The sequence below is a fragment of the Streptococcus zalophi genome (genome assembly GCF_016481285.1).
GTDB classification, from domain to species: domain Bacteria; phylum Bacillota; class Bacilli; order Lactobacillales; family Streptococcaceae; genus Streptococcus; species Streptococcus zalophi.
The window spans coordinates 34005-54125 of the sequence record NZ_JAENBP010000007.1; the positions used below are offsets into that span (position 1 = coordinate 34005).

A 20121-nucleotide genomic window follows, 5' to 3' on the forward strand; every position below is an offset into this window, starting at 1 on the left:
TCCTCCTACAAAATAATTAATTCTTTGGGAGCATTTGTTAGCACTTCACACCCTGTTTCAGTAATCAATAAATCATCTTCAATGCGAACACCATATTTCCCTTCAAGGTATATACCTGGCTCGTCTGTGATTACCATACCAGATTTTAATGTCTTGTCACTTTTACCAAAGAAAGGCAGTTCATGCACATCTAAGCCCATGCCATGACCAATACCATGGGTAAAGTATGGCCCATAGCCTGCTTTTGTAATCACCTCTCTAGCAAGACCATCATAATCTTGATAGCTAAGTCCTGCTTTTGCTTTTTTAATCAATTGTTGATTGCTTTGATAAACCACGTCATAAATGGCACGTTCTTCATCACTCACCTGACCAATGTGAATGGTTCTTGTCATATCACTAACATAGTGCTGATAAATACAGCCAAAGTCAAGTGTTAGCGTTTCTCCTGTTTCAATGACTTTTTGACTAGCAACACCATGTGGCATAGAGGAGCGATAGCCTGAGGCAACAATAGTTTCAAAAGATATCCCAGAAGCTCCTAGTTCACGCATCCGAAAATCAAGGAAGTTGGCTACTTCAAGTTCTGTTTTTCCAGGTGTGATAAAATCAAGGGCATCAACAAAGGCTTGATCAGAAATCTGACAAGCTTGTCTAATCAAGGCAATTTCACTAGCATCCTTGATAATACGTAATTCCTCAATGAAATTAGTCAGGGGCAATAACTCGTAAGCTGAAAAAAGCTCTTTAATCGTTTGGTAAAAGGCAAAAGAAACTTGCTTATCAAACCCAATTTGCTTGATGTTGCTACCTTCAATTATTTTTACGATTTCTGTTAGTGCCGAGCGTGTTTCAATAATCTCAAAGCCTTTAATCGTTTGCTTAGCAATCAAAGCATATCTGGCATCCGTCAAAAAGAGACGATGATTTTGACTGATAAAAACTGTCCCAGCAGATCCCCAAAAACCAGTTAAATAGTAAATGTTTTTTTGACCAGTCACAAGAATAGCATCGATATTAGCTTGTGCTAATTTGGCTTCCAGTTTTTTAACTCTCTCTTCCATATAATTTCTCCTTCAAATAATGGCCTGTATAAGAAGAGGCAACTGTTGCAATTTCCTCTGGAGTACCTGTTGCAATAACGATACCTCCACCATCGCCACCTTCTGGGCCTAAATCAATAATGTGATCAGCTGTTTTAATAACATCAAGATTATGTTCAATGACTAACACAGTGTTTCCTTCTTCAACAAAATGTTCAAGAACTTTTAAGAGTCGTGCGATATCGTCGGTATGAAGGCCAGTCGTTGGTTCATCAAGAATATAAAAACTCTTTCCGGTTGAACGCTTATGTAATTCACTAGCTAGTTTCATCCGTTGTGCTTCACCACCTGATAGAGTGGTTGCTGGCTGTCCTAGGGTAATATAGCCTAGACCTACATCTTGAATAGTTTTCACTTTTCTAGCAATTTTAGGAATATTGGCAAAAAAATCAACCGCATCATCAACCGTCATGTCTAGGACATCAGCAATATTTTTATCCTTGTAGCGAATATCAAGTGTTTCACTGTTGTAACGTTTGCCATGACAGACCTCACACGGCACATAAACATCTGGGAGAAAGTGCATTTCAATCTTAATAATCCCATCACCTGAGCAGGCCTCACAACGACCACCTTTAACGTTAAAGCTGAAACGTCCTTTTTTATAACCTCTGATTTTTGCCTCATTGGTTTTTGCAAATAATTCTCTAATATCGTCAAATACCCCAGTATAAGTGGCTGGGTTGGACCTTGGTGTTCTTCCTATCGGGCTTTGATTGATGTCAATCAAGCGCTCGATTTGTGAAATCCCCGAAATGGTTTTGTGTTTTCCTGGTTTATCAGAATGACGATTTAATTTTTGAGCGATAGCTTTTTTGAGAATACTATTAACTAGAGTGGACTTCCCAGAACCAGAAACACCTGTTACGGCAATGAATTTTCCTAAAGGAAATCTGACAGAGATATTTTTTAAATTGTTTTCACTGGCACCAGTCACTTCGATGAATTGACCGTTCCCTGAACGTCTTGTGTGAGGAACTGGAATCTTCTTTTTTCCTGAAAGGTATTGCCCTGTAATTGATTTTCTCTTTTTAGCGACTTGTTTGGGTGTTCCTGAGGCAACAATTTCACCACCAAATGCGCCAGCACCTGGTCCGACATCAATCAGCCAATCAGCTTGTCTCATCGTGTCTTCATCGTGTTCAACCACGATTAAGGTGTTACCCAAATCCCGCATTTTTTTGAGGCTGTCAATCAGACGATCGTTATCTCTTTGGTGAAGACCAATAGAAGGCTCATCAAGCACATACAAGACACCACTTAGGTTAGAGCCAATTTGAGTGGCCAGTCGAATCCTTTGACTTTCACCACCCGATAAGGTGCCAGCAGAACGCGACAAGGTCAAGTAATTAAGCCCAACATTATTTAAAAAGGTCAGTCTATCAGTGATTTCTTTGAGAATAGGCTTTGCAATCATCGCCTCATTATTTTCTAACTGCAGGGTTGGTAGAACAGCCAAATGATTTTCAATTGATAAGTCGGATAATTCACCAATATGATAACCACTTTCTCCCCCAACTCTCACTGACAAGGCTTGATCATTTAAGCGATAGCCATGACAAACTGAGCAAGGCAGTTCATTCATATAAGAACGCATCTGATTTCTCGTGTAATCACTATTGGTTTCATGATAACGACGATTGATATTGGTTAAAATACCTTCAAAAGCAATATCAATATCACGCACTCCTCCAAACTCATTTTCATAGTGAAAATGAAACTCACGACCATTTGACCCATTTAAAATGATATCTTTGTCCTCTTCTGACAAAGCTTCAAATGGTGTATCCATATCGATACCAAACTGGGTCATTGCTTGTTCAAGCATTTGCGGATAATAGTTTGATGAAATCGGGTTCCAAGGAGCAATCGCCCCTTCTCTCAAACTTTTTTGGGGATCTGGAACAACCAAATCCATATCAACGATTAGTTTGTGTCCCAAACCATCACATGTCGAACAAGACCCAAATGGGGCATTAAATGAAAAGAGACGTGGCTCTAATTCTGGTACTGTAAAACCACAAATGGCACAGGCATAGTGCTCTGAAAAGAGCAACTCATTACCATCCATCGTATCAATAACCACATAGCCGTCAGAAAAATGAAGCGCTGATTCAACTGAATCAAATAAACGACTTCTAATCCCTTCTTTGTTAACTAAGCGATCGACAACCACTTCAATAGTATGTTTTTTATTTTTTGATAACTCGGGCACATCATCAATATCATAAATTTCGCCATTAACCCTTACTCTCACATAACCGTCTCTTTGAATCTGGTTAAAGACTGTCTTGTGTTGTCCTTTTTTTCCTCTAATCACGGGAGCAAGAATTTGCATGCGCGTCTTTTCAGGTAAGGATAAGACCTTATCAACAATTTCTTCGACAGAAGATGCCTTAATAGGCCCATGCCCATTTTTACAATAAGGTGTTCCAACTCTTGCATAGAGAAGCCTTAAATAATCATTGATTTCTGTGACTGTTCCAACTGTCGATCTTGGATTTTTACTGGTTGTTTTTTGGTCAATCGAAATAGCCGGACTAAGGCCATCAATAGAGTCAACATCAGGTTTATCCATATTACCAAGGAATTGTCTAGCATAGGCAGACAAACTCTCCACGTAACGTCTTTGCCCTTCAGCATAGATGGTATCAAAAGCTAGACTAGATTTACCAGAACCCGAAAGACCAGTCACCACGACAAATTTGTCTCTTGGAATTTCAACATCGATATTCTTTAAGTTATGGGCCCGTGCCCCTCGAATAATTAATTTGTTTTGCATGATTTGACTCTCTTTCATCTCACAATGCGTTTAAATCGCATTGTCTTTATTATAACAAAATTTCTATTAATCAGTTACCCACAAAATCGATATTTTGTAGTATAATAGTACAATACATGAAAAGATTAAGGAGGGCTACTGATGAAACAAATGTTTCTTTCACGAGCAACACATTTTGAAGAAATTCAAACATTTGAGCCAGGCGCTTGGATTAATTTGGTAAACCCCTCCCAGGAAGAATCAGTTAGTATAGCTGAAACCTTCAATATTGATGTTGCTGATTTACGCGCACCTCTTGATGCGGAAGAAACATCTCGTGTATCAGTAGAAGACGACTACACTCTTATCTTAGTTGACGTTCCAACCTATGAAGAACGTAATAATAAAACCTATTACGTTACCATTCCTTTGGGAATTATTATTACAAAAACAGCTGTTATTACGACTTGTTTAGAAGAATTGACACTTTTTGAAAATTTCTTTAATAAACGTGTTAAAAACTTCAATACCTTTATGAAAACACGCTTTGTTTTTCAAATTTTATATCGTAACGCAGAGCTTTATCTATCAGCCCTAAGGACAATTGACCGTCAATCAGATCGTATTGAAGCACGACTAGAACGAGCCACAAGAAATGAACAATTAATTGACATGATGGAACTTGAGAAATCTATTGTCTATCTTAAAGCATCTTTAAAATTTAACGAACGAATTGTTAAAAAACTAGCTAGTCACAATAGTAGCTTAAAAAAATATGTTGAAGACGAAGACCTTCTTGAAGATACCTTGATTGAAACCCAGCAAGCGATTGAGATGGCGGGGATTTATGAAAATGTCCTTAATGCTATGACAGAAACCACAGCTTCAATTATTTCCAACAACCAAAATACTATTATGAAAACTCTTGCCTTGATGACGATGGCACTTGATATTCCAACGGTGGTCTTTTCTGCCTATGGGATGAACTTTAAAGACAACGATCTCCCTTTAAATGACATACCACAAGCTTTTTGGATAATTGTTTTCTTAGCTGCTATTGGTAGTGCATCCGTTGTCATTTATTTTTTCAGAAAAAAATGGTTCTAATAAACAAAAACAGGAGAAAAACACATGCAAATGCTTAATAACCTTACTAAAAAAAATCAAGAATTTATTCACATTGCTACCAACCAACTGATTAAAGATGGTAAAAATGATGAGGAAATCAAAACGATTCTTGAAGACATCATTCCTCAGATATTAGAACAACAAAAAAAAGGTATTCCTGCCAGAACCTTTCTTGGTGCGCCAACCGTTTGGGCAAGCCAATTTAGTAATCAAGCCCTTCAAAAGCAAAAAGAATTGGCTGAAAAAAATACTAATCCATGGCTAATGTGGTTAGATACCTCTCTCTTATTTATTGCCATCGTGGCCTTTGTCAACGCTGTCATGAATCTTGTTAATCCCACTGCGGCAACAACTGGTATTGTATCTCTCATCCTCATTGGTTTCGGAGGTGGGGGTGCCATGTATGCTGTTTATCACAGCATCTATCGTCATGTTGGAAAACCAAAATCTACAAGGCCAAGCTTTTTAAAAACAATTGGAATTTTATCACTAGCAATGGCTCTGTGGTTAGTAGTCTCAGCTTCTTCAAGCTTTTTACCAGCAAGTATTAATATTCCTCTGTCTTTTGCAGGACTTTTGATTATTGCTGCTATTTCTTTTGGTATTCGTTATTATCTTCAAAAGAAATATAATGTTTTAAATGCTATGGCACCACAACGTCAATAGAACCTTAATCACTTATCAAGGAAAACACTAAAAAGGATGACTTAGTCATCCTTTTCTTTTTTGATTAACTCTCTTGTCACTGATTAGTGACTATTGTCCTCTTAAAGTTCTGCAATTTGATACAATTCTAATTCTGCTGCAGTCTCTGTTCCAAACATATTAAGCATAATTTTAACTTTGTTATTTTCAATTTCAACCACACGACCTTCTTGACCTATAAAGGCACCGTCAATAATTTGAACCATATCTCCTTCTTTGATATTGGTATCAATGACATCTACTGATTGCCCCATTGAAATTAAAATAGCTCTGATTTCTTCTTCAAGTAGTGGTGTTGGTTTTGAACGGTTACCATGAGAACCTACAAATCCTGTGACATTTGGTGTGTTACGAACAACAAACCAAGCCTCATCCGTCATGACCATTTCTACTAAGACATAACCTGGAAAACGATTTTCTTCAACTTCTTTGGTTTGACCATTTTTTTCTACATTAACAGTCTGTGTTGGAATTTCAACACGTAAAATGTTTTCAAGCATGTTGTAAGTTTGTGCTCGTTGTAATAAATTTTCTTTTACTTTATTTTCATATCCTGAATAAGTTTGTAACACAAACCATCCTTTGTCAAAACTATCTAACATAGCGCTTCCTTTCATAATAAAAAAGCCGAAATCGGCTTTTTGTTTGTTGTTTCTCTCATTATATCACAAAAGCCTAAAGGGTTGCAAATCTAAAATCGACTTAATAACTCTAAAATTCCTAAAGAAAGAAGTTGGTCAAAAATAAATATGATTAGTGCAAAAAAGGCTGTGTATTCTAAAATAGAAATGAAATCATGCCAACGTTGTTTTCTATTAGGCCACGTTGTTTCTTTTAATAATGTGAAAATACCCTTAATAAACGTCACGAGAGTCTCCTTATCTGGTTTCTTTATGTAGTGTATAGCGACCACAATGTTTACAAAATTTATTAACCTCTAGTCTTGTCGTTTTTGGTGTGCTACTTATCGCGATTGAATAATTTCTAGAACCACAATCAACACAAGCTAGACTTGCTTTTTTCTGAGCCATAACGCCTCCGTAAAATTCATTTTATCATTATTTCATCATTCATGCAAGTTATCTGAAGTAATCTACGATATCTTGCCAAGTGTCTTGGATTCGCTCAACAATTCCTGACTCATCGACAGCGCTTCTAATATTTTTTGCAGCTTCTTGAACTGATTCTTGCAAGCTATCAATGATGCCTTGAGATTGTTCTTCGATTTCTGTATTGGTCACAGCAGAAATACCATTTTCCTCATAGGTACTATTTTCACTAAAGCTAGTTCCTTCAGTATAAGGTAAGATATAGCTGGCCTGCACACTAAAAATAGTCGAGGCGGTTCCTGCACTCGAGTCAGTCAGATAATGACTTTCATCAGGTTTATCAAAACCAATCCATTGACTGATGACAACGTCTGGGGTATAGCCGATAACCCATTGGTCTGTTGCTAAATCAGGATTAAAGTCAGCTTCTGTTGTCCCAGTTTTTCCTGCTAATGTATAGCCATAGACATTAGCATTAACACCCGTACCATTTGAAAAGGTTCCAAGCATCATACTAGTCATTTTTTTGGTTTCAGACTGACTTAATACCTTGGTAGAACTTTCTTTGAATTCTTTTAAAACTTTGCCACTGGCTGTTTCAATTCTCGTGATGAGATGAGCTTTTGGCATGACACCATTATTGGCAAAAGCAGCATAAGCCTGAGCCATTTCTAATGGGTTTGTTGATACACCTGAACCAAGTGCGACCCCTAATTCTTTCTTAGTTTTTGATAAATTCAAGCCAAATTTTTCACCGTAAGAGAAAGCCTTATTAATGCCTAATTCTTTAACTGTATAAACAGCAGGAATATTATAAGAATTGGCTAAAGCTTGATACATTGGCACAGATTCCGACTCAAAACCACCATAATTATGAGGGGTATAACCATCAAAATCTTGCACCATATTTGGTAATTCCCTTTCAGGTTGCCAACCTGAAGCAATAGCAGGTGAGTAAACCATCAAAGGCTTAATGGTTGAAGCGGGGCTTCTTTGGGCTTGTGTCGCATAATTAAAACTTCTAAAAATTGTTTCTTCTGAGCTGTTAACACGACCAACAAGTCCACGCACACCACCATCTTTAGGATCAAGGGCAACACTAGCACCTTGAACACTCGTTCCATCCTCATAAGAAACAGGGAAAAGTGCATCGTTGTTAAAAGTTTCTTGCATCCCAATTTGATAGTTTTGATCCAAGGCGGTATAAATTTTATAACCATTATTAACGATGTCCTTCTCAGTTAAACCGTATTCTTCAATGGCTTCATTGATGACAGCATCAAAATAAGACGGGTATCTATAATCGTCAACCTTACCAGTATAAGTATCACTAAGACGACTTTCCATGTTAACTGCCATATACTCATCAGCAACACTTTGTTCTATTTTTCCTGCATCAACCATTGCTTGAAGAACTGTATTACGTCGATTGGTTGCATTTTCTATCGAATAATAAGGATTATAAATTTCTGGTCCTTTTAGCATGCCAGCAAGCGTCGCTGCTTCATCAAGACTCAGCTGACTGGCAGACACGCCAAAATATTTTTGACTGGCGTCTTCGACACCCCAAACTCCATTTCCAAAATAAGAATTATTGAGATACATGGTTAAGATGTTATCTTTACTGTATTTTTTCGTTAGTTCAAGAGCAAGGAAAAATTCACGCGCCTTACGTTTGATGGTTTGGTCTTGTGTCAGATAAGCATTTTTAGCCAGTTGCTGAGTAATGGTAGAGCCACCACCTGAACGGCCCAATGTTAAAACAGCCAGAAGTGTTCTTTGGAAATTAATCCCGTTATTGTCATAAAAACTTCTATCTTCAGTTGCAATAACGGCATTCTCTAAATCGTCACTAATGGCATCAAGTTCAACATAACTCCCTTTTTGTCCAGAGAGAGCACCAGCATACTCACCGTCACGGTCATAAATCACCGTAGTCGCTCTAAGAGCACTTTCTAGGTTAGACACATTAGCTGTTTTTGCTAGATAGAAAAGATAACCGCTAATCAGTAATACAAACGTTGAAATAACAATTACTAATATCTTTGTAAGATTATAGCGACGCCAAAACTTTCTAATCGGATTATTGGGTGATAATTGAAAGCGATGGAAAAAGCCTTTTGGTTTTACTTCTTTTTGCGAGACTGGTTTACTACGTTGATAAGAGCTCCTCCTTTCAAAAGACTCTGTTCTTGTTAATGTCTCATCCTCTTCAGTCGTTGAGGCTTCTATCGTTTCCTTATCGGTTAATTCGTTATCATCTTCTGGAAAAAATTTTTTCTTTAGTACATCTAAAATAGTCATACCCACATTATAGCAATTTCTAGGAAAATCGTCATAATAAAATTGTTTCTACTCTTTTTTGATAAGAAGCATTTTTCACTTAACCTTACTTATGAAAAATCTTAGAAGATGGTATAATAAAACTATGACTATGAAAATATCATTTAAAAACCACTATGGCAAAGTGACGGTCAAAGAACTGTTAGAAGAAAAATGCTTAATCCCTAGGAAAATTCGTCATTTTTTACGAATGAAAAAACATGTTCTCGTCAATGGCAAGTCTGTTCATTGGCAAGAATGGGTTGAAAAAGAAGATCACGTTCTTTTATGGTTTGATGAAGAGGATTATCCTGAAAAAACGATTCCTTTTGGGCAAGAAGAGCTGGTTGATTGTCTTTATGAAGACGAGCATCTCATTATTGTCAATAAACCTGAAGGAATGAAAACTCATGGTAATGAACCTACTGAAATAGCCCTTCTCAATCATGTCTCTGCCTTTGTAGGACAAACGTGTTATGTTATTCATCGTCTTGACATGGAGACGAGTGGGCTTGTCATGTTTGCTAAAAATCCTTTTATCCTACCTATTTTAAACCGTTTATTAGAACAAAAAAAGATAAAACGAGACTATCTAGCACTTGTTTGCAATCATTTTCCTGAAAAAAGAATGACGTTTAAGGATAAAATAGGGCGCCATAGACACGATAGACGAAAACGAGTGGTTGATGAACGAAATGGACGAACAGCTCTAACAACGGTTGAACCTCTTCAATATTTTCCCAAAACAACACTTGTTAGATGTCAATTAGAAACAGGAAGAACCCATCAAATTAGAGTTCACCTCGCCCATCATCACTATCCAATCGTTGGTGATCCCTTGTATCATCCAAATCAGCCATATTCTCGTTTAATGCTTCATGCCTATCAACTGGATTTTAGACATCCTTTAACACTAGAGACAATTAGTATTAAAAGTGACTCAGAAACCTTTCAAAAAGGACTTGCCTAGGCAAGTCCTTTTGGGTTTCGTCTAATAACTTAGTTAATCTTAGTCATCTTAGGACTAATATAGCCTTGCGAATAATCAATTTCTTGGTCTCTTGAACCTGACCAAAGAACGAGATTAATCTCATTTTCCTTGATGATGATACCATAATCATAGACGATATTAACACCTCCTAAACCTGGTAAAATCGTGAAGGTAGTAACATCAGCACCAGAAGCATACTTAAAGCGGTAGGTGTTTTCACCCGTCTCAATCAGTTCTTCCACTTTGGCTGTTCCAATTTCATCTTTTTTGATTTTATCATTAAAGACGGTTTTCTTTGAAACAGTTCCATCTTCTGCAAAGGTTAGCGTTGCTGTATAATCTTTATCTTTGACTTGCCATATTCCGATGAGTTGTTTAGGGAAAATACCTGGTCTTTTCACTTGGTTATTCTCACTCACCAATGCTAGAGGAATATGACCACCTTTGGCAAAAATCATACCATCTTTGGTTACCTTGATAACAGCTTCACCTATTAAGCTTTGATAGAGATGTCCTGTTGTGCCATTTTTTGAATCCGTTGATACATCATAATAATAATCATAGGTGGTTGAATAGTTAAGGGCATAACTATCAACGCCAACTTGAGTGACACTATTTATCACAATCTCTGGTATTGACAAACTTGAAGCTCTTCTTGGGTCTGTTTGCGTTTTAGCTTTGATGCTGTCTTTCAACAATTTGTAGTAATCATTATTAGCACCATTTTCAAAAACGGTAGCAATATCAGCGGCATCTTGACCACTACTGTAGTAAACGAGCAATTTATTAAAGGATTCCACTAAAACCTGACCGGCTTTTTCAACATCAAGAGCCTTGTCGCTATTTAATTCAACAACAGCATTATCAGCAATATCACTCATAGCAACTTTATTTGATATCAAGTCTCCATCAGGAAATTGCTTTTTGACATAAACGTCTACAGAATCAGATGTAGGGTATTCTGAAACATCGAACTCCCCATCTTTGAGACTGCCAATTCGTCTATCACTGAAGTAGAGTTCACCTGCTGTGATGTTGCTTTTTACCTTGAAGGTTTTAAAGCGCACACTCAAATCAATCGTGTTTTCAACGCCATCATAGCTCTTACTAATATCAACTTTTTTCCCTTTATAAAACCCACTGATAGACGCTTTGTAATCTGCCACCGGCAATTTATCTAGCGTCACACTATAATCGTCACTGTTACTTTGAACAACTTTTTTATCATTTAATAAAATATCCATCTTATTAACGTTAGTTTTAATGGTCAGAGACATAGGCTTGACAGCTATCTTATAATCGGGGAAAATACCAAACTTACTACCAACACTTTTGACATAGAGATTGGCTGATGCGTCTGCTTCTTGTAGTTCTTTTTTTAAAGCATCTTTTTCTTCTTGGTTTTCTAACTTGGTAAATGTTGTGTATTTGGCATCATTCATCGAAATAATGGTATTATCATCTGCCCAAACGATATAAGGTTTGATGTTTTCAAACACATCACCATCTTTACCTCTAGCAGTAATGTATCTATCAATACTGGCATCTTTGGAATAATAAGAAAATCCAGCCACTCCTAGTATAAAGATGAGGATACTTGCGATGAGTAAACTAATTTTAACCTTTTTCTTTTTGAGAAACGTTCTAAGAGTTTCCATTTGCGTCTCCTTTGTTTAGTATAACACTGTTAATGTTATCATACTTATTCCCATTATAACAAATTTAAGCTATAAGAAAAATCCAAGTGATGATATTAGTAAAAAACTCTTCTTTTTTACCTAAAAATTGAGTTTGGCAACTTAAATCTAGTGTCTTTCATTAGTTTATTCGAAAAAACAACCCCTTTTTGCCCCTTTTTTTATAAAAAAGATTTCAAAACAAGCAAAAACCCTTGATAAACAAGGGTTTCTTTTTTATTTTTACATCATGCCACCCATCATTGAGGGATCCATTGCTGGGGCTGGGCTTGCTGGTTCTGGTTGGTTAGCGACAACTGCTTCTGTTGTTAGGATAAGACTTGCAACACTAGCAGCGTTTTGAAGGGCTGAACGTGTTACTTTCACAGGGTCAATAATCCCTGCTTCAATCATATTAACCCATTCACCATTAGCAGCATTAAAGCCGACACCTACAGGACTGTTTTTCAATTTGTCAATGACAACTGAGCCTTCATAGCCAGCATTGTAGGCAATTTGACGAACTGGTTCTTCAAGCGCGCGAAGAACAATGTTACGTCCAGTGTTTTCATCACCAGTGAGTTCGATAGCAGCGACTTTTTCGATGATGTTAACAAGAGCAGTACCACCACCAGCGACAATACCTTCTTCAACAGCGGCGCGTGTTGCATTGAGAGCATCTTCGATACGTAACTTCATCTCTTTAAGTTCAGTTTCTGTAGCGGCACCGACTTTAACAACAGCAACACCACCAGCTAACTTGGCTAGACGTTCTTGTAATTTTTCACGATCAAACTCTGACGTTGTTGTTTCTAATTGAGATTTAATCATGTTAACACGGTTACTGATAGTGCTTGAGTCACCAGCCCCTTCAACAATGACGGTGCTGTCTTTATCAATAGAGACTTTACTTGCTTGACCAAGAGCTTCCATCGTCGCATCTTTTAATTCAAGACCAAGATCTTCAGTGATGACAGTACCACCTGTTAAAATCGCGATGTCTTCAAGCATAGCTTTTCTTCTATCACCAAAACCAGGTGCCTTAACCGCTACCACGTTAAAGGTTCCACGAATCTTGTTTAATACAAGGGTTGGAAGAGCTTCACCGTCAACATCATCAGCAATGATAAGAAGTGGACGACTTGTTTTTAGGATTTCTTCAAGAAGCGGTAAGATATCTTGAATGTTTGAAATTTTCTTATCGGTGATTAAAATGAATGGGTTGTCAAGGTCTGCTACCATTTTTTCGTTGTCAGTCACCATGTATTGTGAGAGATAACCGCGATCAAACTGCATTCCTTCAACCACTTCAAGTTCTGTGGCCATTCCTTTTGATTCTTCAATAGTGATGACACCATCTTTACCAACACGTTCCATTGCTTCACTGATGTATTCACCAACTTTTTCGCTTCGAGATGACACTGCAGCTACTTGAGCGATAGCTTCTTTATTTTTCACTTCTTGAGAAATGGCTTGTAGTTCTTCTACTGCAACGGCAACAGCTGATTCAATCCCACGACGAATACCAATAGGATTAGCACCTGCTGTCACGTTTTTTAGCCCTTCACGGACAATTGCTTGGGTTAAAACAGTCGCTGTTGTTGTTCCATCTCCTGCAATATCATTAGTCTTAGAAGCAACTTCTGAAACAAGTTTTGCTCCCATGTTTTCAAAATGATCGTCTAACTCAATTTCCTTAGCGATAGTGACACCATCATTTGTAATAAGTGGTGAACCAAACGCTTTTTCAAGAACAACATTGCGTCCTTTAGGACCAAGCGTTACTTTAACGGTATCTGCTAAAATATCAACCCCACGTACCATACTAGCACGCGCATCTGCTGAAAATTTAATATCCTTTGCCATGAATTTCTCCTTATTCTACAATTGCTAAAATATCTGATTCACGAATAATCATATAGTCTTGTTCGTCATATTTAACGTCTGTTCCAGAAAAACTATCCATTAAGATGGTTTGACCAACTTGAACACTAGGGGCAACAAGTTCACCGTTTAGTGTTCTCACGCCATCACCAACAGCTACAACTTCTGCTGTCTTTGTTTTTTCTTGACTAGCGCCTGCGATGACAAAGCCACCAACTGTTTTTTCTTTTTCTTCAATTACTTTTACGACCACACGATCGCCTAATGGTTTTAACATATAATGCCTCCGCAAATATTTTGTTAGCACTCTTATCTATCGAGTGCTAATTCCATCTCTTATTGTATCACTTGGTCAAAAATAGTCAAGAAAAAAGCAATCGCAACGATTACTTTTTTAGTGATTTTAAAAAGGGAGTTCTTCTTCATCCAAGACCAGGTCAGCAATGTCACTAGAAATATTGTTTTCACGCATGGCACGTTGGGTTTTACTTTCTAATAATTGGAAAGAAGAACATAAGAGTTCACTAACGTAGTGTGTTACCTTGTCTTTATCATACTTTCTTGTTCGCCACTCACCATCGACAGCGATAAGACTGCCTTTAGTACCGTAGCTAACAAGAACTTCTGCTAGTTTCCCCCAGACAACCACTGAAATAAAATCAGTCTCTCTTTCACCATCTTTTCCTTTGAAGCGCCTGCCAACAGCCAAAGTCGCTCTTGTGACACTTTTTTCATTGGGTGTGGTAATCAGTTCAGGTGTGGCCGTTAGTCGACCAATCATTATTGCTTTATTGTACATTTATCGTCCTCCTATCTCTTTATTCGAAATAGAACGAGAAAAATAAGAGACATTTTAGTTCCTACCATTCTTTAAAAAAGAAAAGAGAAGAACTTCATCTTCTCTACTTATCTTTTTATACTTTTTTACTGCCAGTGTTTTTTAACATCAAAAGCTTCACCAACGATGGCACTATCATCTAACTCGATAATGCCTCTTTTTTGTGGCGCATTAGGAAGGGCTAATTCTCGTGGTGAGCACATCATCCCAAAGCTATCTTCACCTCTTAGTTTTCCTGAGAAGATAAGACTGCCATTTGGCATCATTGCACCTGGTAGAGCAACAATCGTTTTAAGACCAACGCGAGCATTTGGTGCACCAGCAACAATTTGAATCTCTTTATCTGCAGCAACTTTCACTTGGCAGATATTAAGGTGGTCACTATCAGGATGAGCTTTCATAGCTACAATTTCACCAACAACAAAACTTGGTTCTTGAGGATTTTCTAAAGATTCAGAAAAACCAGCTTTTGCTATTTCTTGATTAAACGCAGCAACTTGATCATCAGAAAGTGTGATGTGGCCACTACCTTCAATCGCTGTCACTTCTGAGGCATCAAAAATATTCCATGCCACTGTTTCCTTAGTATCTTGTAAAAAGACACGCGCTACACGTCCTTTTCTCTCAGAACTGACACGTTTTCCTTCATCATTAGCCACAATAACCATCAAGACATCGCCAACATGCTCTTTATTATAAGTGAAAATCATAGTTCCCCCTTAGCCTAAACTTGCTAAAAATTGATTGATTTCATCTTTGGTTTTACGATCTTTATTAACAAGTCGTCCCAACTCTTTACCATTTTGAGTGACAACAAAACTTGGAATACCAAAAATATCCCATTTTTGAGCTAATGGCATGTATTTGTCACGGTCAACCTCTACAAAAACAAACGAGTCATTTTCTGCTTCAATTTCTGGCATTTGAGGATGGATAAAACGGCAATCACCACACCAACCGGCTGTGAAAAAGAGGACCAATTTGTCTGGACCTTCTACTAGTTCTGCTATTTCTTCTAAAGATTTTGGAATAATCATTGTTCACTCTCCTTATAATTAATATCGCCATCTAGATAATGAAAGAAAAAAGTGATCTCATCATCAAAGACAACTCCCCCTTGTGCTTCTTTTTTAGCAGGGTTAAATGAACTGATATAAACCACCTTAATCACGCCAAAAGAAGCAAAAAAAGAGCGCACTTCATCCAAAATCTCAGATTCCGTTTTTTGATCCTTAACTTGTTTTTTATGGCCTAAAAAAGCGGCAATACCTAAAAATGCTGGTGTCCCCAATAATAAGCCTGTGGATAACCAAAATTTCTTTTTATTCATACCTTATATTCTAACATAATTCTCTTATTTTTTAAGCTTAAAATGCTTTTAATTTTTGTTATAATAGAAATTATAGAAATGAGGTATATATGACAAGTTTATTTAATAAAATTAAAGAAGTCACAGAATTAGACGGTATTGCAGGCTACGAACACACTGTTCGCGACTTTTTACGCCAAAAAATGACACCATTTGTTGATAGCGTAGAAACAGATGGTCTGGGTGGTATTTTTGGTATCAAAAACAGTCAAGCAACTGATGCTCCACGCATAATGGTGGCTGCTCACATGGATGAAGTTGGTTTTATGGTAAGTGAGATTAAATCAGATGGTACCATACGTGTCGTTCCAATCGGTGGTTGGAATCCCCTTGTGATTAGCTCACAACGCTTCACCCTCTACACAAGAAGTGGACAAGCCATTCCTTTAATTTCTGGCTCAGTGCCCCCACACCTCCTAAGAGGAGCAGGCAGTACCCCTAGCCTCCCTCAAGTGTCAGACATTATCTTTGATGGTGGCTTCACGGATAAAAAAGAAGCAGAAGCCTTTGGCATCACACCTGGTGACATCATTGTCCCAGCGTCTGAAACCATTCTTACCGCCAACCAAAAAAACATCATCAGTAAGGCTTGGGACAATCGTTACGGTGTCTTAATGGTGACCGAACTCCTTGAAAACTTGAAAGATGCCAAATTGTCAAATACCTTGATTGCTGGTGCTAACGTTCAAGAAGAAGTGGGTCTTCGCGGTGCCCATGTCTCAACGACTAAGTTTGACCCAGAACTGTTCTTTGCGGTTGACTGCTCACCTGCAGGTGATGTTTATGGTGACCAAGGCAAAGTCGGTGACGGTACTCTCATTCGCTTCTACGATCCAGGACACATCATGCTCAAAGACATGCGTGATTTCCTCCTTGATACTGCCGAGTCTGCTGGTATTAAATATCAGTATTACACAGGAAAAGGAGGCACAGATGCAGGAGCAGCTCACCTCAAAAATGGCGGGATTCCGTCTACAACCATTGGCGTTTGTGCCCGCTATATCCACTCTCATCAAACGCTTTACGCTATGGATGACTTTCTAGAAGCACAAGCCTATTTGCAAGCCATCGTTAAAGGCCTTGATCGCTCTACGGTCAATACGATTAAAGGCTACTAAGAAAACAAAAAACATTTGAGACAATCTCAAATGTTTTTTATTGTTGTCGTAGAATGATTAACCCATTTGCGTCATAATTAAGAAAAAAGCAATCAGATTATTGAGAAAATGAAGAATAATACTATATTCAATTCTCTTTGTCTTATAAACTACAAAAGTTAGAGCAGTACTCATCAGTCCATAAATAATAAAACTACCAAGATTGGTCGGCATATGAAATAGTGCAAACAAAATACCACCAACGATTAAGCCAAGAGTTGGTCGATTTTTAAAAAGATAGTGCGGTAAGAACTTTCTAAACAAGAGTTCTTCCATGACAGGTGCTGCAAGGACAATCATGACAAACATGATAACCATAGGGACACGACTGATTAAATCAAGGATGATTTGCTGATTATCGGTTGTTGCCTGCCCATCAGCAGATATGAAAAGACTACCTAGTATACTACCAAGCAATATCACTGGATAACCAATAGCAACAACAAGGAGAGTTATGATGGGTGATAGTTTTTCCTTAAGCGAGATAAACTGCTTTTTAATGGCAAAATAAAGAAAAGCAAAAATAGTGGCCAACTGTATCAAAACAGTCACGATAATCTGAAAAAGATCAAAATCACTATTCACTAGTTGATTCATACTGACAAAAAAGCCAATCGGTATCTGTCCTAAAATAAGAACCCCTGTCCAAAGCAACAAAACAAGAATGCCAAAAGCAATTGATTTTAATTTATTCATTTTCTAATAATAACCCCTTAAAGTAATTTTTCTAATAATAATTTGATGAGTAGAAATCCGTAAACATGTATAGCAATGATAACCAAGAGTAGTGATTGAAGTGAAATTGTGAAATGAGCAAAAGACTGTAAAAAAACTAAAACGATAAGCAAGAGCGTTTCAATGACATAAGTGATTTGAGCTGCCAAATTTTGAAGATAGGATTGACGTTCATCAGCAAATTTGACATAAAAAGCGTCAAATCTTTTCTTATTGGTAATCACATACCATTGATAGAGACTGACAACGATAATAGCTAGTGAAAAACCAAACCAAAAATTATGATAAAAATTTGATAGATGCTGGTTGATTGGAAAAAAAAGTAAGACAATCCCCAGTAAAATTCCTATCAAAGCCTGCCAAAACATTACCTGCTTCACTTTTTTCCGTGTTTTCTTTTGAAAAAGAAAATAACTGATTAAAAACATTGTTAGTCCTCATCTTCCTCAAATAAAAAAATATCCTCAATGGAACGATTAAAAAATTTGGCAATTTTAAAAGCCAATTCTAACGATGCCGTATACCTCCCCCTCTCAAGAGAGATAATCGTCTGGCGCGTGACATCCAAAGACGTCGCTAGTTCCGCTTGACTGAGCTTTTGCGCCTTTCTCAGCTCTTGAATTCTCGTTTTCATCTCTTTTCTTTCTATCAACATTAAATGTATAGTTCGCTTTACATTTATAGTATAATCGCTAGACGCTGTTTTGTCAAGATTTTAAGACTGAAAAAAACGGTTAGACAAAAAAGTCTAACCGTTAGTTGTTATAGCTTAAACTCTTTTAAAAAGTTTTCCAGTTCTGTCTGCGCTTCTGGTGTTGTGCCTTTGAGTTGTCCAAGCATGGTCATCAAGTCTTTGTTTTGCTGTTCTATATTGGCATTGGTTTGATTGATGTTAGCAACAATCTCAGCAAGTGGTGTGACTTCTTCTTCTTCAAAGGTATCCACATAACGAGGGATATTGAGATTGAAGTCGTTCTCTTTAATCTCCTCAAAAGTCGCTAGATGAGCAAACTTATCAATATCTTCACGGCTCTTATAGGCTTCTAGTATCTTATCAAGATGCTCATCAGTCATGATATTTTGATTTTTCCCCTTATCAAACTCCTTCGAGGCATCAATAAAGTAAACATCGCGCATGGTGCGATTCTTTTTCAAAATAATGACAGTGGTTGGGATACTGGTATTAAAGAAGATATTGGCAGGCAGACCAATCACGGTATCAATCGCTCCTTCTTCAAGCAGGTGCTTTCTAATCTTACCTTCGGCATTGCCTCTAAACAAGACACCATGTGGTAGGACAATTGCCATGATACCACCATCTTGTTTGAGATGGTAGTAGCCGTGTAGTAAAAAGGCAAAGTCTGCCTTAGACTTGGGTGCTAGGGCACCAAAAGGTGAGAAACGTGGGTCTTGTTTGAAGCCATCACTGGCGCTCCACTTGGCAGAGTATGGAGGATTCATCAAAACGGCATCAAAGTTGGTAGGCTCTTGGGTTGGCCAGTCCTCATCAAGGGTATCGGCATTACTCAAGAGGTGATGACCGACAGGAACACCGTGCAAAATCATGTTCATCCGAGCAAAGTTATAGGTTGTTGTATTTAACTCCTGACCAAAATAGGAAATGGTTGTTGGGTGGTGGCTGTACTTTTTAGCGTTTAAGAGGAGGGAGCCAGAACCCATTGTTGGGTCATAAAGGGTGAAGTCTTTTTTATCCTCACGGCCAAGCAGGGCGATTTGCGTCATCAGCTTGGCAACCGGTTGGGGCGTATAAAACTCACCGGCTTTTTTTCCCGAATCCGTCGCAAACTGACCGATAAGGTACTCATAAGCGTCTCCAAGCATATCTCCAATATAACTATCTATATCAATATTAGCCAAAGCTTTCATGACACTAGCGATGGTTTGGTTTTGCTTTTGAGGCGTTGCGCCCAGTTTTTTCGAGTAGAGGTCGATGTCCTCAAAGAGATTTTCAAAGAGCTCATCTGCCTGCTCGATATTACGAAAACCTTGTGCCAAACTCTCCAACTGGAAAGTTTCCTCATGGATTTGGGCAACAAGGGCGATAAAGGTGAGATCAGGCTCCATCACATAAGACACCTCACGCATAAGCACTTCAATCATAGCTTCTTTATTGCTGTCATCGTTGTAGAGAGAGCGGTAAAGTTCCAACGCCTCACTCAGATTATCAGAGGGTTCTCCCATCATCTCAGCCACATGAAAAAGTAGCTTATCAGAGAGATATTTGTAAAAGATAAGCCCCAGCAAGTAGGATTTGTAGTCATTGGCATCCATCTTGGAACGCAAAATATCCGCCGAATTCCACAAGGCTTGATAAAGATCTTTTGAAGAGTTGATGTTTTCAGTCATTTTAATTTCCTTGATTGTTTTTAATGATGTTTTGAT

General features: G+C 37.8%; 21 protein-coding genes. 4 read left to right on the top strand and 17 right to left on the bottom strand.

Annotation, left to right across the window (positions count from 1 at the left end):
• Nucleotides 1-5: 5 nt before the first annotated feature.
• The gene (locus JHK64_RS05940; RefSeq protein ID WP_199568087.1) at nucleotides 6-1064 is read right to left on the bottom strand and encodes a M24 family metallopeptidase; all 1059 of its coding nucleotides are present in this window, start codon (nucleotides 1062-1064) and stop codon (nucleotides 6-8) included.
• On the bottom strand, nucleotides 1048-3885 hold the full coding sequence (gene uvrA / locus JHK64_RS05945) for an excinuclease ABC subunit UvrA (RefSeq protein WP_199568088.1): 2838 nt from the start codon (nucleotides 3883-3885) through the stop codon (nucleotides 1048-1050). Before uvrA ends, JHK64_RS05940 begins: the two co-directional genes overlap by 17 nt.
• A 141-nt stretch (nucleotides 3886-4026) precedes the next feature.
• On the opposite strand from uvrA, the gene JHK64_RS05950 reads away from it, so the two are divergent.
• Together JHK64_RS05950 and JHK64_RS05955 are read left to right on the top strand one after the other, a co-directional pair.
• Entirely contained in the window at nucleotides 4027-4971 is a 945-nt protein-coding gene (locus JHK64_RS05950; RefSeq protein ID WP_199568089.1) for a magnesium transporter CorA family protein, read from the top strand.
• 24 nt (nucleotides 4972-4995) lie between these two features.
• On the top strand, nucleotides 4996-5658 hold the full coding sequence (locus tag JHK64_RS05955) for a DUF1129 domain-containing protein (protein ID WP_199568090.1): 663 nt from the start codon (nucleotides 4996-4998) through the stop codon (nucleotides 5656-5658).
• A 101-nt stretch (nucleotides 5659-5759) separates the two neighbouring features.
• On the opposite strand, the gene nusG is transcribed toward JHK64_RS05955, so the two are convergent.
• The 4 genes from nusG to pbp2a form a co-directional block, all read right to left on the bottom strand.
• On the bottom strand, nucleotides 5760-6299 hold the full coding sequence (gene nusG / locus JHK64_RS05960; protein ID WP_199568091.1) for a transcription termination/antitermination protein NusG: 540 nt from the start codon (nucleotides 6297-6299) through the stop codon (nucleotides 5760-5762).
• 89 nt (nucleotides 6300-6388) lie between these two features.
• Nucleotides 6389-6565, bottom strand: a complete 177-nt coding sequence (gene secE, locus JHK64_RS05965; protein WP_199568092.1) for a preprotein translocase subunit SecE — start codon at nucleotides 6563-6565, stop codon at nucleotides 6389-6391.
• Nucleotides 6566-6575: 10 nt separating this feature from the next.
• Complete coding sequence (gene rpmG / locus JHK64_RS05970) at nucleotides 6576-6728, bottom strand: 50S ribosomal protein L33 (RefSeq protein WP_199568093.1); 153 nt, start codon at nucleotides 6726-6728, stop codon at nucleotides 6576-6578.
• 48 nt (nucleotides 6729-6776) lie between these two features.
• Nucleotides 6777-9050, bottom strand: a complete 2274-nt coding sequence (gene pbp2a, locus JHK64_RS05975) for a penicillin-binding protein PBP2A (RefSeq protein ID WP_199568094.1) — start codon at nucleotides 9048-9050, stop codon at nucleotides 6777-6779.
• Between the two features lie 124 nt (nucleotides 9051-9174).
• Between pbp2a and JHK64_RS05980 the strand changes: the two genes are divergently transcribed.
• Nucleotides 9175-10038, top strand: coding sequence for an RluA family pseudouridine synthase (locus tag JHK64_RS05980; RefSeq protein WP_199568095.1), 864 nt, complete (start codon nucleotides 9175-9177; stop codon nucleotides 10036-10038).
• A 29-nt stretch (nucleotides 10039-10067) separates the two neighbouring features.
• Here the strand turns inward: JHK64_RS05980 and JHK64_RS05985 are convergent, their stop codons facing one another.
• From JHK64_RS05985 to JHK64_RS06015, 7 genes are all read right to left on the bottom strand, one after another.
• Nucleotides 10068-11717: a zinc ribbon domain-containing protein gene (locus JHK64_RS05985; protein ID WP_199568096.1), complete on the bottom strand. Its 1650-nt coding sequence runs from the start codon at nucleotides 11715-11717 to the stop codon at nucleotides 10068-10070.
• 261 nt (nucleotides 11718-11978) lie between these two features.
• A complete protein-coding gene (gene groL / locus JHK64_RS05990; protein ID WP_199568097.1) occupies nucleotides 11979-13601 on the bottom strand; it encodes a chaperonin GroEL in 1623 nt (540 codons plus the stop codon).
• 10 nt (nucleotides 13602-13611) lie between these two features.
• Nucleotides 13612-13896 (bottom strand): co-chaperone GroES, encoded by a 285-nt coding sequence (gene groES, locus JHK64_RS05995; RefSeq protein WP_199568098.1) that lies wholly within the window; start codon nucleotides 13894-13896, stop codon nucleotides 13612-13614.
• Between the two features lie 126 nt (nucleotides 13897-14022).
• The gene (locus JHK64_RS06000; protein WP_199568099.1) at nucleotides 14023-14418 is read right to left on the bottom strand and encodes a single-stranded DNA-binding protein; all 396 of its coding nucleotides are present in this window, start codon (nucleotides 14416-14418) and stop codon (nucleotides 14023-14025) included.
• A 125-nt stretch (nucleotides 14419-14543) separates the two neighbouring features.
• On the bottom strand, nucleotides 14544-15167 hold the full coding sequence (ytpR, locus tag JHK64_RS06005; protein ID WP_199568100.1) for a YtpR family tRNA-binding protein: 624 nt from the start codon (nucleotides 15165-15167) through the stop codon (nucleotides 14544-14546).
• 9 nt (nucleotides 15168-15176) lie between these two features.
• Nucleotides 15177-15494 carry a thioredoxin family protein gene (locus JHK64_RS06010; RefSeq protein WP_199568101.1) on the bottom strand — a complete coding sequence of 106 codons (318 nt, stop codon included), beginning with the start codon at nucleotides 15492-15494 and terminating at the stop codon, nucleotides 15177-15179.
• Nucleotides 15491-15787, bottom strand: a complete 297-nt coding sequence (locus JHK64_RS06015) for a DUF4651 domain-containing protein (RefSeq protein ID WP_199568102.1) — start codon at nucleotides 15785-15787, stop codon at nucleotides 15491-15493. Before JHK64_RS06015 ends, JHK64_RS06010 begins: the two co-directional genes overlap by 4 nt.
• A gap of 89 nt (nucleotides 15788-15876) precedes the next feature.
• Here JHK64_RS06015 and pepA point away from each other — a divergent pair, with 89 nt between their 5' ends.
• Nucleotides 15877-16944: a glutamyl aminopeptidase gene (gene pepA / locus JHK64_RS06020; RefSeq protein ID WP_199568103.1), complete on the top strand. Its 1068-nt coding sequence runs from the start codon at nucleotides 15877-15879 to the stop codon at nucleotides 16942-16944.
• 57 nt (nucleotides 16945-17001) lie between these two features.
• On the opposite strand, the gene JHK64_RS06025 is transcribed toward pepA, so the two are convergent.
• The 4 genes from JHK64_RS06025 to JHK64_RS06040 all read right to left on the bottom strand — a co-directional run bounded on the left by JHK64_RS06025 (nucleotide 17002) and on the right by JHK64_RS06040 (nucleotide 20085).
• Nucleotides 17002-17679, bottom strand: a complete 678-nt coding sequence (locus tag JHK64_RS06025) for a CPBP family intramembrane glutamic endopeptidase (RefSeq protein ID WP_199568104.1) — start codon at nucleotides 17677-17679, stop codon at nucleotides 17002-17004.
• 17 nt (nucleotides 17680-17696) lie between these two features.
• A complete protein-coding gene (locus JHK64_RS06030; protein WP_199568105.1) occupies nucleotides 17697-18146 on the bottom strand; it encodes a hypothetical protein in 450 nt (149 codons plus the stop codon).
• Nucleotides 18147-18148: 2 nt separating this feature from the next.
• Entirely contained in the window at nucleotides 18149-18352 is a 204-nt protein-coding gene (locus tag JHK64_RS06035) for a helix-turn-helix transcriptional regulator (RefSeq protein WP_199568106.1), read from the bottom strand.
• A gap of 128 nt (nucleotides 18353-18480) precedes the next feature.
• Nucleotides 18481-20085, bottom strand: coding sequence for a type I restriction-modification system subunit M (locus tag JHK64_RS06040; protein WP_199568107.1), 1605 nt, complete (start codon nucleotides 20083-20085; stop codon nucleotides 18481-18483).
• Nucleotides 20086-20121 lie beyond the last annotated feature (36 nt).

Coding starts and splice junctions, on each gene's coding strand:
- JHK64_RS05940 (WP_199568087.1), bottom strand. CDS start 1,064: ATGGAAGAGAGAGTTAAAAAACTGGAAGCCAAATTAGCACAAGCTAAT.
- uvrA (WP_199568088.1), bottom strand. CDS start 3,885: ATGCAAAACAAATTAATTATTCGAGGGGCACGGGCCCATAACTTAAAG.
- JHK64_RS05950 (WP_199568089.1), top strand. CDS start 4,027: ATGAAACAAATGTTTCTTTCACGAGCAACACATTTTGAAGAAATTCAA.
- JHK64_RS05955 (WP_199568090.1), top strand. CDS start 4,996: ATGCAAATGCTTAATAACCTTACTAAAAAAAATCAAGAATTTATTCAC.
- nusG (WP_199568091.1), bottom strand. CDS start 6,299: ATGTTAGATAGTTTTGACAAAGGATGGTTTGTGTTACAAACTTATTCA.
- rpmG (WP_199568093.1), bottom strand. CDS start 6,728: ATGGCTCAGAAAAAAGCAAGTCTAGCTTGTGTTGATTGTGGTTCTAGA.
- pbp2a (WP_199568094.1), bottom strand. CDS start 9,050: ATGACTATTTTAGATGTACTAAAGAAAAAATTTTTTCCAGAAGATGAT.
- JHK64_RS05980 (WP_199568095.1), top strand. CDS start 9,175: ATGACTATGAAAATATCATTTAAAAACCACTATGGCAAAGTGACGGTC.
- JHK64_RS05985 (WP_199568096.1), bottom strand. CDS start 11,717: ATGGAAACTCTTAGAACGTTTCTCAAAAAGAAAAAGGTTAAAATTAGT.
- groL (WP_199568097.1), bottom strand. CDS start 13,601: ATGGCAAAGGATATTAAATTTTCAGCAGATGCGCGTGCTAGTATGGTA.
- groES (WP_199568098.1), bottom strand. CDS start 13,896: ATGTTAAAACCATTAGGCGATCGTGTGGTCGTAAAAGTAATTGAAGAA.
- JHK64_RS06000 (WP_199568099.1), bottom strand. CDS start 14,418: ATGTACAATAAAGCAATAATGATTGGTCGACTAACGGCCACACCTGAA.
- ytpR (WP_199568100.1), bottom strand. CDS start 15,167: ATGATTTTCACTTATAATAAAGAGCATGTTGGCGATGTCTTGATGGTT.
- JHK64_RS06010 (WP_199568101.1), bottom strand. CDS start 15,494: ATGATTATTCCAAAATCTTTAGAAGAAATAGCAGAACTAGTAGAAGGT.
- JHK64_RS06015 (WP_199568102.1), bottom strand. CDS start 15,787: ATGAATAAAAAGAAATTTTGGTTATCCACAGGCTTATTATTGGGGACA.
- pepA (WP_199568103.1), top strand. CDS start 15,877: ATGACAAGTTTATTTAATAAAATTAAAGAAGTCACAGAATTAGACGGT.
- JHK64_RS06025 (WP_199568104.1), bottom strand. CDS start 17,679: ATGAATAAATTAAAATCAATTGCTTTTGGCATTCTTGTTTTGTTGCTT.
- JHK64_RS06030 (WP_199568105.1), bottom strand. CDS start 18,146: ATGTTTTTAATCAGTTATTTTCTTTTTCAAAAGAAAACACGGAAAAAA.
- JHK64_RS06035 (WP_199568106.1), bottom strand. CDS start 18,352: ATGAAAACGAGAATTCAAGAGCTGAGAAAGGCGCAAAAGCTCAGTCAA.
- JHK64_RS06040 (WP_199568107.1), bottom strand. CDS start 20,085: ATGACTGAAAACATCAACTCTTCAAAAGATCTTTATCAAGCCTTGTGG.